Annotated in this window: 11 protein-coding genes; 9 read left to right on the top strand and 2 right to left on the bottom strand. The window is 72.8% G+C overall.

The genetic code is table 11. From position 1 onward, the window contains the following. The first annotated feature begins 334 nt into the window (after positions 1 to 334). Both ACFYX3_RS01595 and ACFYX3_RS01590 read left to right on the top strand, forming a co-directional pair. The gene (locus ACFYX3_RS01595) at positions 335 to 2,980 is read left to right on the top strand and encodes a BTAD domain-containing putative transcriptional regulator (RefSeq protein WP_389007050.1); all 2,646 of its coding nucleotides are present in this window, start codon (positions 335 to 337) and stop codon (positions 2,978 to 2,980) included. 129 nt (positions 2,981 to 3,109) lie between these two features. Beyond that, entirely contained in the window at positions 3,110 to 3,874 is a 765-nt protein-coding gene (locus ACFYX3_RS01590; RefSeq protein WP_389007048.1) for a DUF4232 domain-containing protein, read from the top strand. Positions 3,875 to 3,897: 23 nt separating this feature from the next. Here ACFYX3_RS01590 and ACFYX3_RS01585 read toward each other — a convergent pair whose 3' ends face one another. After that, positions 3,898 to 5,022 (bottom strand): threonine synthase, encoded by a 1,125-nt coding sequence (locus ACFYX3_RS01585; RefSeq protein ID WP_389007046.1) that lies wholly within the window; start codon positions 5,020 to 5,022, stop codon positions 3,898 to 3,900. Positions 5,023 to 5,220: 198 nt separating this feature from the next. Between ACFYX3_RS01585 and ACFYX3_RS01580 the strand changes: the two genes are divergently transcribed. Together ACFYX3_RS01580 and ACFYX3_RS01575 are read left to right on the top strand one after the other, a co-directional pair. Continuing rightward, positions 5,221 to 6,795 carry a S8 family peptidase gene (locus ACFYX3_RS01580; RefSeq protein ID WP_389007044.1) on the top strand — a complete coding sequence of 525 codons (1,575 nt, stop codon included), beginning with the start codon at positions 5,221 to 5,223 and terminating at the stop codon, positions 6,793 to 6,795. 147 nt (positions 6,796 to 6,942) lie between these two features. Continuing rightward, the gene (locus ACFYX3_RS01575; RefSeq protein ID WP_389007042.1) at positions 6,943 to 8,139 is read left to right on the top strand and encodes a DUF4190 domain-containing protein; all 1,197 of its coding nucleotides are present in this window, start codon (positions 6,943 to 6,945) and stop codon (positions 8,137 to 8,139) included. Between the two features lie 174 nt (positions 8,140 to 8,313). Here the strand turns inward: ACFYX3_RS01575 and ACFYX3_RS01570 are convergent, their stop codons facing one another. Continuing rightward, on the bottom strand, positions 8,314 to 9,657 hold the full coding sequence (locus tag ACFYX3_RS01570) for a glycoside hydrolase family 18 protein (protein WP_389007040.1): 1,344 nt from the start codon (positions 9,655 to 9,657) through the stop codon (positions 8,314 to 8,316). Positions 9,658 to 9,869: 212 nt separating this feature from the next. Between ACFYX3_RS01570 and ACFYX3_RS01565 the strand changes: the two genes are divergently transcribed. The 5 genes from ACFYX3_RS01565 (at position 9,870) to ACFYX3_RS01545 (ending at position 13,925) form a co-directional block, all read left to right on the top strand. Then, positions 9,870 to 10,622 (top strand): GntR family transcriptional regulator, encoded by a 753-nt coding sequence (locus ACFYX3_RS01565; RefSeq protein ID WP_382660785.1) that lies wholly within the window; start codon positions 9,870 to 9,872, stop codon positions 10,620 to 10,622. A 190-nt stretch (positions 10,623 to 10,812) separates the two neighbouring features. Next, positions 10,813 to 12,534 (top strand): purine-cytosine permease family protein, encoded by a 1,722-nt coding sequence (locus ACFYX3_RS01560; RefSeq protein ID WP_389007037.1) that lies wholly within the window; start codon positions 10,813 to 10,815, stop codon positions 12,532 to 12,534. Positions 12,535 to 12,689: 155 nt separating this feature from the next. Then, entirely contained in the window at positions 12,690 to 12,869 is a 180-nt protein-coding gene (locus ACFYX3_RS01555; protein ID WP_352023686.1) for an SPOR domain-containing protein, read from the top strand. A gap of 29 nt (positions 12,870 to 12,898) precedes the next feature. Continuing rightward, on the top strand, positions 12,899 to 13,360 hold the full coding sequence (locus ACFYX3_RS01550; protein WP_376588285.1) for a (deoxy)nucleoside triphosphate pyrophosphohydrolase: 462 nt from the start codon (positions 12,899 to 12,901) through the stop codon (positions 13,358 to 13,360). Between the two features lie 142 nt (positions 13,361 to 13,502). Next, on the top strand, positions 13,503 to 13,925 hold the full coding sequence (locus tag ACFYX3_RS01545; protein ID WP_389007034.1) for an ATP-binding protein: 423 nt from the start codon (positions 13,503 to 13,505) through the stop codon (positions 13,923 to 13,925). Positions 13,926 to 14,005 lie beyond the last annotated feature (80 nt).

Here is a 14,005-nt window from a genome sequence, read left to right as displayed (position 1 = left end):
CGATGCCTCGCATCGCGTACGCAGGAGACTGCGCAGTGGCACTGCGCAAGGAATCGGTTCATCTTTTCGCTGCTCGGGAGTTCAGGAGGTGAGCCGCGGTGCGGGGGGAGAAGGTCGCGCGGAAGTCGCGAAGAGTGACTCAGGTCACCATGGTGGCTGCCGGTGTCGGCGCGTCGCCCACGGGATCGGATCCAGTGAGAGCCGGCTCCCGGTCGACTGTCGCGAATCGGACAGTAGGGCCGGTCGGGCGACGTCGTGTCGTGGGTGACCCTCTTGCCCCACGTATCCTCGACTGCCGGGGGAAATGGGGGAGAGGGATCGCGGAGGTATACAGGTGGAGTTCCGGCTGCTCGGCTCCGTCGCGTTGGTGACGGAGGACAGGGACGTAGCCTTGGGGCCCGCCAAGCGGTCCAGTCTGTTGGCCATGCTTCTGTTGCGGCCCAACAGTGCCGTGAACGTCGGGCAGTTGATCGACGCCCTGTGGGAGGAGGAGCCGCCCACGCACGCCAAGACCGTCCTCCAGGGGCATGTCTCGCGGCTGCGGGCGCTGCTCGCCGAGCACGGGGCCGAGGCGTACGGGGTCGAGCTCGCCACGCAGGGGTCCGCCTATGTGCTGCGGATGCCCGAGTCGCTCGTCGACGCCCATCGGTTCGAGGAGCTCGTCGGGCTTGCCGGGGTGCAGCGGCGGCCCGCCGACGCGGTGCGGATGCTGCGGGAGGCCCTGTCCTACTGGCAGGGGCCCGCGCTCACCGGGACCGTGCACAGTCGACCGCTGGAGGCCGCCGCCGGGGGCTTGGAGGAGATGCGGCTCTCGTCCGTCGAGGCGCTGGCGGAGGCGTACGGGCAGCTCGGTGAGCACGGCAGGGCCGCCGCCGTCCTGCGTACCGAGGCCGTCGCCCACCCGCTGCGGGAGTCGCTTGCCGCCGCGCTGATGCTGGCGCTCGCCCGCTCCGGCCGGCAGTCCGACGCGATCGACTGGTACCACCGGACCCGACGGCTGCTCGCCGAGGAGTTGGGCGTCGACCCCGGCGAGACCCTCAGCGAGGCGTACGCGACGCTGCTCCGCTCCACCGCGCCCGTCCCCACGCCCCGGCCCGCCGTCGACGTCAAGGCCCCGGCGCCCGAGGGCCTGCCGCGGGCGCCCCGCGGCTTCACCGGGCGCGGCGCCGAGCTGGCCGCGCTCGACCGTGCCGTTCGGGCGGGGGACGGCCCCGTCTGTCTGGTCACCGGGCCCGCCGGTGTCGGCAAGACCGCGTTCGCCGTCCACTGGGCCTACGAGCGGCGCGGCGACTTCCCCGACGGGCGGCTCTTCGCCGACCTGCGCGGCTTCAGCGACACCGCCGAACCCGAGACCGCCGCCGTCCTGCGGGAGTTCCTGCTCGCCCTCGGCGTCCTCCCGCAGCGGATCCCCGAGACCGTCGACGCGCGCGGCGCGCTGTTCCGCTCCCTCGCCGCCGGGCGCCGGCTGCTCGTCGTCCTCGACAACGCCCGCTCCTCCGAACAGGTCCGCCCGCTGCTGCCCGGCGGTGACCACTGCGCGACCCTCGTCACCAGCCGCGACCGGCTCGGCGGCCTCATCGCCTCCGACGCCGCCCGCCCCGTGCCGCTCGGACACCTTCAGCCGGCCGCCTCGGCCGCCCTGCTCACCTCCGTGCTCGGAGCGGAGCGCGTCGCCGCCGAACCGGCCGCCGCCACCCGGCTCGCCCGGCTCTGCGACGGCCTGCCGCTCGCCCTCCGCGTGACGGCGGCCCGCCTGGCCGAGCGGCCGCAGTGGACCCTCGACGCGATGGTCGGCGAGCTCGCCGACGAGCAGGGGCGGTTGGCCCTGTTGGACGTCGAGGACCGGGGGGTTTCGGCGGCTCTCCGGCTGACCGTCCAGCAGCTGCCCGAGTCCGCCGCCCGGCTGTTCCGCGCGCTCGGCCTGCACACCGGCTCCGACCTGGACCGGTTCGCGGCGGGCGCGCTCGCCGGGACGACGCCCGGGCAGGCCTCCTCCGACCTGGACCGGCTCGCCGCCGCGCACCTGCTCACCGAGGCCGTCCCCGGCCGCTGGACGCCGCACGACCTGGTGCGCCTCTACGCCCGCCATCTCGCCCCGCAGGCCGACCCCGAGGGCCTGCCGCGGCTGCTCGACCACTACCTGTACACGGGCCTCGCGGCCGACGCCGCCGCCGAGCCCGGCTCGCAGCCCTGCTACTCGCTTCCCGCCGACGCCCGACGGCCCGCCGCGACACGGGAGTTCGAGGACCGTACGGCGGCGCTCGACTGGTACGCGGCCGAGCGGCCCGCCCTGGAGGGCGCCGTCGCCGCCGCGGCCGCCCTCGGCATGCACGACCGGGCCTGGCGGCTCGCGCTCGTGCAGTGGCCGCTGATGCTCATGCGGATCGGGGACGGCTGGACGCCGATCCTGGAGGCCGGACTCGCCTCGGCCGAGGCGATCGGCGACCTCGACGCCCAGTCGCGCACGTGTGCCCTGCTCGGCTGGATCCTGCACGAGGAGGGCAGGGACGCCGAGGCGCTGGTCCACCTGGAGAAGGCGCCCGGCCTGGCCGCCCGGGCCGGCGACCCGATCAGCGAGGCCATCGCGTACGTCAACCACGCGGCCGTCCTGGACGCGACCGGGGAGCACGAGCGGGCCGGCCTGCTCATGCTGCACGCCGTCGACCTCGCCGACCGCACCGGCCACCCCTCCACCCAGGTGCTGACCCTCCAGCACCTCGCGGGCCACTGCCTGAAGGCGGAGGAGTACGAGGCGGCGCTCGCGCACACCCTTCGCGCCGGGGAACTGGTCGCGCCCGACGCGGTGGTCATCCGGGCCTCGCTGCAGATCACCCTGGGCGAGGCGCTGGCCGGTATCGGCCGTCTCGACGAGGCCGCCGACCAGCTGGAACGTGCGATCGTCGCGGCCGACGCGGCCGGTTTCACCGAGGGCTCGGCGCGGGCGGCGGCGCGTCTCCAGCGGCTGTCAGCGGATCGTTAGCGGTACGCAAGCGGGACGGCAGCGCGAGTCGGGAAGCTGGATACAGCACCGGGGAGAACACGACGGTGCGCGAGGCCGTACGCACCGGGCGTGCGCCTCGACCGACCGCGTCAACGGGGGAGTACCACCATGCGCAACCACCGCAAGAACACCGTCCTGGCCGCCGCCGCCATCGCCGTCCTCTCGCTGGGCCTGACCGCCTGCGGCGGCGGTGACGACGCGGCCGGCGCCAAGGACGCGGGCAGCGCCGGCTCCGCCCAGTCCACCGCCGGTACGGGTGACAGCGCCGCGACCGGTGGCGGCACCGCCGACCAGGCCGCCGCGAAGAGCGGCTCGGGCTCCACGGGCGGCTCGACGGCGGGTGGCTCCACCGGCTCCACCGGCGGCGGCTCGAAGGCCGGTTCCACCTCGGGCGGCGGCTCGAAGGCCGGTTCCACCTCCGGCGGCAAGAGCTCCGCCGCGGCCCCCGCCTGCGCCTACGGCGACATCAAGGTCACGGCGGCGAAGGCGGACGAGGTCCCGACCGAGCACATCACCCTCACCGCCACCAACGTCTCCGGCCGCTCCTGCACCCTGCTGGAGTACCCGCTCATCGCCTTCGGCCCGATCCAGACCGCCAAGGACATCCCGGCCGTCGCGAAGAGCAAGCCGGGCGCGCCGATCGTCCTGAAGGCCGGCATGCCCGCGTACGCGAACGTGCGGATCGCGCTCGGCGGCGTCCACGAGGACAACAAGGTCGTGAAGGAGTTCAACGTGAACCTCTTCGCCCCCCAGGGCCCGGCCGAGGGCAGCATCGTCGTCAAGGCCCCGGCCGGCGGCCTGGCCGTCGACGAGGCCGCCGCGAAGACGGGCTACTGGACGTACGAGCTCCGCAACGGCGCCGACGAGTTCTGAGTCGTACGAGGACCAGGGAGTCCTCAGGACGCCAGACCCGTCTTCGCCCCCGCCCCGCACAGCGGCACCACCGTGAGCCCCGGGCGGGGCGGGGCCGCGCTCACCGCCGCCCAGCAGGCCACGCCCGTCGCCTCGACGAACAGGCCCCGGCCGGCCAGGTCCCGCTGGGCGGTACGGATCTGTTCCTCCGTCACCGTCAGGAACGTGCCGCCCGTCGCGCGGACCGCCCGCAGGATCTGTCGGGCGCGCGGCGGGGCCGGGATCGCGATGCCCTCGGCGAGGGTGGGGCGCGCCACGGCCGGCCCCGTGAGGTCCTCCGCGCCCGCGTGGAAGGCCTCGGCCAGCGGGGACACGGCCTCGGCCTGGACGGCGACGAGCACGGGCCGGCGCTCGACGAGCCCGTGGCCGTACAGCTCCTCGACGGCGAGGGCGGCTCCGAGGAGCAGGGTGCCGTTGCCGACGGGGACGACGATCGTGTCGGGGAGGCGGCCGCCGAGCTCCTCCCACAGCTCGTAGACGTACGTCTTGGTGCCGTGCAGGAAGTACGGGTTGTGGACGTGCGAGGCGTAGAAGACGCCCGGCTCGTCGGCGGCCTCGCGCGCCGCCCGGGCCGTCGCCTCGCGGTCGCCGGGCACCTCGACGATCCGGGCCCCGTGCGCCCGGATCTGCTCCAGCTTCTTCGGCGACGTGCCCTCGGGGACGTACACGACGCAGTCGAGCCCGGCCCGCGCGCCGTACGCCGCGATCGCCGTGCCCGCGTTGCCGCTGCTGTCCGCGAGGACCGTACGGGGCCCCAGGCGCCGGGCGTGCGCGGCGAGCATCACGGCGCCCCGGTCCTTGAAGGACAGGGTGGGCATGAGGAAGTCGAGTTTGGCCGAGACCGAGCCGGTGTCCGAACCGGTGAGGCGGACGAGCGGTGTGCGGCCCTCGCCGAGGCTCACCTCGGGCCCGTACGGCAGCGGAGGCAGCGCCTCCGTGTAACGCCACAAGGAATTCACACGTGAGGCGAGTGACGGGAGGGGAACCGGCGCACTCGTGAACGCGAGGTCCCACGGGCCGCGGCACTTCGGACAACACCAGGTGAGGGCTTCGACGGGGGACTGGATCCGGCAGCGGGGGCACTCGTAGGCGGTCATGAGGGGCAGCATGACAGGCCTGTGGCAAGGGTGTTGCGGCTCTGTGAGGGCCCTTGTGGGATTCCTATGGATCAGTCAATCTTTCGCTCGACAGCCGGACGTTCGAGACGACGCGGGCCTCCCGTGGTGTTTTGACATGTCCATGTCGCTATCGATCGTGCCGCGATCGACGTCGTGCTCCTGCCTTACCCCCACGAGGAGGACCCCCGCATGTCAGTGATGCGCGCACCACGCCGCCGGACGGCCACCGCCGCGGCCATCGCCGTCGTAGCCCTCGCCCTTGGCTCCCTCACCGCCCTCCCGGCGGCCGCCGCGTCGGCCGCCCCCGAAGGCGTCATCGAGAACGCCGGGGCCGCGGACGCCGTCCCCGGCAGCTACATCGTCACCCTCGACGAGTCCGCCCGGGCGGAGAGCGCCCAGGGCCGGGCCGTGGCCGCCAAGTTCGGCGCGAAGATCAGGCGGACGTTCACCTCGGCGATCAACGGCTACTCCGTCGAGCTCTCCGAGGCGCAGGCCCGGAAGCTCGCGGCCGACCCGGCCGTGACGAAGGTCGTCCAGAACCGCGTCTTCCACATCGACGGCACCCAGCCCTCCCCGCCCTCCTGGGGCCTGGACCGGATCGACCAGAAGGCCCTTCCGCTGAACCAGAGCTACACCTACCCGGACTCCGCGGGCCAGGGCGTCACGGCGTACATCATCGACACCGGCGTCCGCATCACCCACACCGAGTTCGGCGGCCGCGCCTCCGACGGCTACGACGCCATCGACAACGACAACACCGCCCAGGACGGCCACGGCCACGGCACCCACGTCGCCGGCACCGTCGCGGGCTCGACGTACGGCGTCGCCAAGAAGGCGAAGATCGTCGGGGTCCGCGTGCTCGACAACTCCGGCTCCGGCACGACCGAGCAGGTCGTCGCGGGCATCGACTGGGTGACGCAGCACGCCGTCAAGCCGGCCGTCGCCAACATGAGCCTCGGCGGCGGCGTCGACTCCGTCCTCGACGACGCCGTCCGCAACTCGATCGCCTCCGGCGTCACCTACGCGGTCGCCGCCGGCAACGAGACCGACAACGCCGCCAACCACTCACCCGCGCGCGTGGCCGAGGCCATCACCGTCGGCGCCACCACGTCGAGCGACGCCAAGGCGAGCTACTCCAACTACGGCAGCGGCCTCGACCTCTTCGCCCCGGGCTCCTCCATCACCTCGTCCTGGGGCACCGGCGACACCGCCACCAACACCATCTCCGGTACGTCGATGGCGACCCCGCACGTCGCCGGCGCCGCCGCCCTCTACCTGGCGGACAACCCGACGGCGACCCCGGCGCAGGTCTCCACGGCCCTCGTGAACGCCGCGACCCCGAACGTCGTCACCAGCCCCGGCACCGGCTCCCCGAACAGGCTGCTGTACGTCGGCGGCGGCACCACCCCGCCGCCCACCGGCCCGAAGTTCGAGAACACCACGGACTACGCGATCAACGACAACGCGACCGTCGAGTCCCCGGTCACCGTCAGCGGCGTCTCGGGCAACGCCCCGGCCGCGCTCCAGGTGCCGGTGAACATCGTCCACACCTACATCGGTGACCTCCAGGTCCAGCTGGTCGCCCCCGACGGCACGGCGTACACGCTGAAGGCCTTCGGCACCGGCGGCAGCGCGGACGACATCAACACCACGTACACCGTGAACGCCTCCTCGGAGGTCGCCAACGGCACGTGGAAGTTGCGGGTCACGGACAACGCGGCCTGGGACACCGGGAAGATCGACTCCTGGGCCCTGCAGTTCTGAGCCCTCGGAGAGGTGGAGGGGCGGTCGCCGGAAGGCGGCCGCCCCTTCCTCCTTCGCCCCCGCGTGGCCGCGGCGTCGGTCCCTCCACGTACGATGCGCGACCGATCGTTTGTTCGCATCGCCCGCCCGCAACAGGAGCACGTACTCGTGGAGCCGAGCCAGCCGACCCCGCCCGTCCCGCCGCCCGCCGGCGGCCCGCAGTCCATCGGCGGCCCGCAGCCCGGAGGTTGGGCCGCCCCCGGCCCGTACACCTCCCCGGGGATGCCGTACGCGGCAGGCCCCTACAGCGGCCCGCCCGGGGCACCCGGAGCCGTCCCCTACGGGCAGCCGCCCCGGCGCACCACCAACGGCCTCGCCATCGGCTCCCTCGTCACCGGCATCGTCTGCTGCCTCCCGCCCCTCGGCCTGGTCCTCGGCCTCGTCGCCCTCCCGCAGATCAGGAAGCGGGGCCAGGACGGCAAGGGCCTCGCGATCGCCGGCATCGTGCTCTCCGCCGTCAGCTCCCTCCTGCTCGTCGTCGGCCTCGCGACCGGCGGCATCAGCTCGGCGTGGCACAGCTTCGAGAAGGGCGTGGACGAGGCCGCCCGCTCCAAGTCGCCGTACTCGCTGCGGACGGGGCAGTGCTTCACCGACGCGAGCAAGGACGAGAAGTACGCGACGGACGTCAAGGTCGTCGACTGCGCCCGCCCGCACCAGGGCGAGGTCACCGGAGACTTCAAGGTGACCGGCTATGACAAGTGGCCCGGCGACGACCCGCTCGACCAGCTCGCCCAGGAGCGCTGCGAGTCGCTCAACGAGGCCTACGCGATGGACACCTGGAAGATCCCCAGGGAGGTCTGGACCTACTACTACCTGCCCAGCAGCCAGAGCTGGCGCCTCGGCGACCGGACGGTGACCTGCGCGCTCGCCACCGAGAAGAAGCCGTTCAGCGGCTCCCTGCGCTCCGACTCGACCAGCCTGACCGTCGACCAGGAGTACTTCCTGCTGAACGTCAACCCGATCGAGAGGACCGGCTACGAGGAGCCGGAGGACGACGCGGACGAGGACTTCGAGGCCAACCGTAAGTGGGCCGGCGAGCTGCTGGTCGCGATCGACGCCGCACGCGCGGGCGTGAAGGCGCACGACTGGCCCGGCACGTCCGAGGCGGCGCTCGCGGCGCTCGGCAAGGAGCTCGACACCGCCTCGAAGCGCTGGGGCGAACTGGCCGCGGCGGAAGACCCGGACGCCTACTGGGACGCGTACGACGCCGCCTGGGACGCCCTCCCCGAGGACCTGGGCGCGGAGGCGCGGACCGCGCTCGGCCTGACGGACACCCTGCCGGCGGGCGAGGGCACCCAGGCCTGAGCCCGAGCCGTCCGGGGCGTACGTGAACGGGGCCGGGCTCCCTCGTCGGGAGGCCCGGCCCCGTCGTGTGCGGACCGGGACGGTGGACCGGGGACGGCGGTCCGTGACCGACCGCCGTCCCGGGACACCGTGAGCGGCGGGGTACCGGTCCGCGGCTCTCGGGGCGGGCGAGCGTCAGCGCCGGGTCAGACCCCGGTCGACGGCGGTGATCAGCTCGCCGTCCGGGGTGTCCCCGTCGAGGGACCAGACCATCGCGCCGCCGAGCCCGCGCTGCCGGACGTAGGACGCCTTGGTGCGCAGCACGGCCGGGTCGTCGTACGTCCACAGGGTGGTGCCGTCGAAGAGCCAGGCGTGGCCGTTCCCGAGGTCCCGGTGCAGCTTGTACGCCCCCGACTCCGCCAGCTTCTTCAGGTTCTCGTAGTCCTCGGAGCCGGCCGCCCACGTCGCCGGGGCGGGGCCGGCCGCGGGCTGCCCGAGTCCGTCGCCGCCCCCGGTCACGCCGGTCCAGCCCTGGCCGTAGAAGGGCATGCCGACCACGAGCTTGCGGGCGGGGGCGCCGCGCCGCAGCCAGGCCCGGACGGTCTGGTCGACGCTGAAGTCGTCCTCGGCGTAGAGCGCGGACTGCTGGGCGGTGGTCTTCTCGCCGGAGACGTGGAAGTCGTAGCCCTGGAGGTTCACGAAGTCGAAGTCCCGCATGATCTTCGCGACCTCGAAGCCCGCGTCGATCTTGGCGGGGGCGGTGGGCACGAACGCGCTGAGGTCGTAGTGCCTGCGCTGCGGGAGCGAGCGCCCGTAGGCGTCGAGCTGCGTGCGGAACTCCCGTACGAGCTTGGTGAAGTCGGTCTTGTCCTCCGGGCGGACCACGTTCCCCGGGGCGCCGTCCGAGCCCGGCCACTCCCAGTCCAGGTCGACGCCGTCGAAGATCCCGGCGGCGGCCCCGGCGCCGCCGCGGGCGCCGTCGACGGGCAGGTCGCCCTTGATGTACGTGTCGATGCAGGAGGCGACGAGGGCCTTGCGTCCGGCGTCGGTGCGCACCGCGTCCGAGAAGTGCGCGGAGCCGCTCCAGCCGCCCAGCGAGATCATGACCTTGAGGCCGGGGTGCGCGGCCTTGAGCTCGCGGAGCTCGTTGAAGTTCCCGGCGAGCCGCTGGTCGGCGGTGTCGCCGACGCCGTCCACGGAGTTCGCGGCGTCGACGGGTCGGACGTAGTCGGCCCACGGGTCCGAGCCCGGGGCGTTGCCCATGACGCACGTGCCGTTTGGACCGACCACGCCGAAGGCGTAGTTGATGTGGGTCAGTCTGGCGGCCGTGCCGCTCGTCTCCAGATCCTTGACCTGGAAGTTCCGGCCGTAGATGCCCCATTGGGTGAAGTAGCCGACGCGCTTGGACGCGGGCGCGTGCGAGGGGTGCCGGTGCGTGTCGGTGTGGGCGTCGGCGGCGGGGGCCAGGGTGGCGAGGAGGCCGAGGGCGACCGCTGCGGCGGTGCCGAAGGCCGGCGTGGTCAGGGCTCTGGGGCGCATGGGCTCGTTCCTGTGCGAGGCGGGAGGGAGCGTGCGGGCAGGAACTTATTGGTCTGGACCAATAGGGGTCAAGGGGTGTGGCGGCATCTTCCCGGGGTGACCGCGGGTAGCTCTGAGTTTCATCACTTCGGGTGAAACTCTGGCCCATGCTTGCGGATCGCGACCGTCGGTTGTCACGCTGTAGCTGTCAGTCAACCTGAGGGGAGTGTCCAGTGACGTTCGGTGAGCAGCCCGCCTATCTGCGCGTGGCGAGCGATCTGCGGGAGAAGATCGCCAACGGCTCGCTTCCGCCGCATACCCGCCTCCCCTCGCAGGCACGCATCCGCGAGGAGTACGGGGTGTCGGACACCGTCGCGCTGGAGGCCCGCAAGGTGCTCATGGCCGAGGGGCTGGTGGAGGGGCGCTCGGGGTCCGGGACGTACGTGCGCGAGCGTCCCGTGCCGCGGCGGATCGCCCGCTCCGGCTACCGGCCCGCGACCGGCGCCAGCCCCTTCCGCCAGGAGCAGGCCGCCGAAGGGGCCCGCGGCACCTGGGAGTCGCGCAGCGAGCAGGAGCCGGCGAGCGCGGAGGTGGCCGAGCGCCTCGGCATCGAGCCGGGGGAGCGGGTGATGCGCACGCGGTACGTGTACCGGGACGGGGGTGAGCCCCTGATGGTCTCCACCTCCTGGGAGCCCCTCGCCGTCACCGGGCGGACGCCCGTCATGCTGCCCGAGGAGGGACCCCTGGGTGGCTGCGGCGTCGTCGAGCGCATGGCGGCGATCGACGTCGTCGTGGACAACGTGGTGGAGGAGGTCGGGGCCCGCCCCGGCCTCGCCGAGGAACTCGTGGCCCTGGGCGGGGTGCCGGGGCACGTGGTCATGGTCGTGGAGCGCACGTACTACGCCTCGGGCCGCGCCGTCGAGACGGCCGACGTCGTCGTCCCGGCCGACCGCTACCGCCTCACGTACCACTTGCCGGTGCGGTGACGCCGGCGCGGTGGCGCCGGGCCGGTCCGTGACCGTTCAGCGGGGTCCGGCGTCCGGGTGGTGTGACCGGGAGTTAACGGGGTGTCAGTTCGCGTAACCGCCCGGCAATCGCGCGCCGTCGGCCCTCGTCACGAGCGACTCCTACCTTCCTCGTCCGTACCCGCGACCCGGTCGGACGACAGGAACCCTCATGACGGACACGGTCACCACACCCACCCCGGACCAGGGCGCGGCCGCGCCGCCGCCCGCCGGACCCCGCCGCAGCTACGCCAGGCTGGCCGCGGACGAGAGCCGCGAGGACTACTCCCTGCGGTACGCGCCGCACTCCTTCCGACGCTGGTCGCCCGGGACAGTCGCCGGCACCGCGCTCGGCGGCATCGCCTACCTCGCCGACTTCGCGATCGGCGCGTCGATCGTCTTCACCTACGGCTTCGGCAGCGGGCTCGCCTCGATCCTCACCGCCGCCGCGCTCATCTTCCTCACCGGCATCCCCATCGCCCGGGCCTGCGCCACGTACGGCCTGGACATGGACCTCATCACCCGCGGCGCGGGCTTCGGCTACTTCGGCTCCACGCTCACCTCGCTCATCTACGCCTCCTTCACCTTCATCTTCTTCGCCCTCGAAGGCTCGATCATGGCCCAGGCCATGCACCAGGCCGTCGGCCTGCCGGTGGAGATCGGCTACCTCGTCACGACCCTGATCGTCATCCCGATCGTCTTCCGCGGCATGGGGGCCCTCGCCAAGGTGCAGGCCTGGACCCAGCCGGTCTGGATCGTCGGCCTGGTGCTGCCCTTCGCCGTGCTGGCCTTCGAGAACCCCGGCGCCTGGGGCGCCTTCGCCTCCTTCGGGGGTACGGAGGGCGCCGGCGCGGGCTTCTCGTGGATCGGCTTCGGCCTCGGCACCGGCGTCGCGCTCTCCCTGATCGCCCAGATCGGCGAGCAGGCCGACTACCTGCGCTTCATGCCCGCCAAGACCGAGGCGAACAAGCGCCGGTGGAACCTCGCCGTGCTCGCCGCGGGCCCCGGCTGGGTCGTCATCGGCGCGGCCAAGCAGCTCGGCGGCGCCTTCCTCGCCTTCGTCGCCCTGGAGGCCGTCGGCAAGACCCACGCCCTGGAGCCGATCGCCCCGCAGATCGAGGCGCTCAAGCCCTGGCTCGGCGGCTTCGCGCTGCCCGCCGCCGCCCTCTTCGTGATCGTCTCCCAGATCAAGATCAACGTCACCAACGCCTACAGCGGCTCGCTGTCCTGGTCGAACTTCTTCTCCCGCGTCACCCACCGGCACCCCGGGCGCGTCTGGTACATCTTCCTCAACCTCGCCATCGCGCTGACGCTGATGGAGATGAACATGTTCGCCGCCCTGAACAAGTTGCTCGGGTTCTACTCCAACGTCGGCATCGCCTGGATCGCGGCCGTCGCCGCCGACCTCGTCATCAACAAGCGGGCCGGCTGGAGCCCTCCGTACATCGAGTTCAAGCGCGCCTACCTGTACGCCGTGAACCCGGCCGGCTTCGGCGCCATGGTCATCGCCTCCGTCGTCTCGATCCTCGCCTTCTTCGGCCTCTTCGGCACCTACGCCGAGGCGTTCTCCACCTTCATCGCCGCCGGCCTCGCCGTCGTCCTCTGCCCCCTCATCGCCTGGGCCACCAGGGGCCGCTACTACCTGGCCCGCCCGAACACCGTGAACGGCCCCGGCGTCGAGATCGCCGACGAGCGTGCGACCCACACCTGCGGGGAGTGCGAGACGGCCTACGAACTGCCGGACATCGCCGACTGCCCGGTGCGCTCCGGCCCCGTCTGCTCCCTCTGCTGCTCGCTCGACGCCACCTGCGGGGACGTCTGCCGCAAGGACCCCGAGGCCGGCCCCGTCCTCATGCCGGTACCGGTCGTCCCCGCGGCGACGCCCGGGGTGTGACCTTCGGCCTCCCTCCGTCGGTTCCCGGCCGATCCGTGCCTCTTTGTGAAAACCCGTATCCGCTGTGTGAAGGTCAGGCGTAAGCTCCGGCATATGCGGATTGCGGTTTCCCGGAGATCCTCAGCGGCGCCCGGACCGGCGGAGGGAGAAGTCTGATGGCCGACAGCAGCCCCGTCCTTTCCTGGCTCGTCATACGCCAGGACGACAACGGCAACCGCTACCGGGTGGGCCGGTACGCGACCAAGGACGAAGCCCAGAAGATCGCGGACAGTCTCGACGACCGCGGACACAAGCAGCTCTACTGGGTCGAGCGCATCGGCAGCCCCGCCCTCTGAACCCGATGGTCCGGACTACGCTCGCGCCCATGACCGAACGCACCACCGGCCCCGCCGCGTCCCACGAGTCCCGTCCCGACACCGTGGTCGTCGTCGCGGGCGCCCTGTACGACGGGGGGCGGCTGCTCGCCGCGCGCCGCAGCGCCCCCGCCGAGCTCGCCGGCCGCTGGGAACTGCCCGGCGGCAAGCTCGAACCGGGTGAGAGCCCGGAGGAGGCCCTGGTCCGCGAGCTCCGGGAGGAACTCGGCGTCGAGGTCGAGCCGGGCGAACGCATCCCCGGCGAGTGGCCGCTGAAGCCCGGATACGTCCTGCGGGTGTGGACCGCCCGGCTGCTCGCGGGCGAACCGCGGCCCCTGGAGGACCACGACGAACTCCGCTGGCTCTCCCGGCGTGAGCTCGACTCGGTCGACTGGCTCGACCAGGACCGCCCCGCCGTCGCCGAGGCCGCGCTGAGGCTGCCGGCGGACCCCTCCGGCGGAGCGCGCGACTGAGTCCCTACGCCGTTCGTGCCACCGTGCGCCCGCTGACGCCCCGGCGGGATATCCCGTCCCAAATAGCGGGTATGTCCAGAATGACCCCTTGGGAGGGGGCATGGACCTTCCTGCTGACGCACGGCTGGGGAAGTGATCGGGTGTGATCGACACCGACGGCGAGCGCGCGGAGTGGAACTTCCCGGCGGAGGCCAACGCCGTGCGCACGGCACGCCACGCGGTGCGCGAGACCCTGCGCGCCTGGGACCTCGACAAGACCCTCGGCGACGTGACCGTCCTGCTGGTCAGCGAGCTGGTGACCAACTCCCTGCGCTACGCCTCCGGCCCCATCGGGGTCCGGCTCGTCCGTCCCCACCGCGACGGCGCCGACCCGGCGCACCCGTCGGCGCTCCTGGTGGAGGTATCCGATCCGCTTCCGGATCCGCCGACCGAACGGGCCCCGGGACCCGAGGACGAAGGGGGCCGCGGACTCGCGCTCGTGGCCTGTTCCGCTCACCGCTGGGGAACCCGTAGAGGAAGGACGGGCAAAACCGTATGGTTCGAGCTGGCTCTCCCTGGTGAGTAAACAGGGTGGGACAACGATCACCGGTACTCGGCGAGGGACGAACGAGACCACCCTGTGATCGTGAACGTCGTGCCGTCGGG

The sequence above is a fragment of the Streptomyces sp. NPDC002463 genome, from assembly GCF_042889835.1.
Classification (GTDB): domain Bacteria; phylum Actinomycetota; class Actinomycetes; order Streptomycetales; family Streptomycetaceae; genus Streptomyces; species Streptomyces nymphaeiformis.
This window is presented reverse-complemented; position numbering and strand designations above follow the sequence as displayed.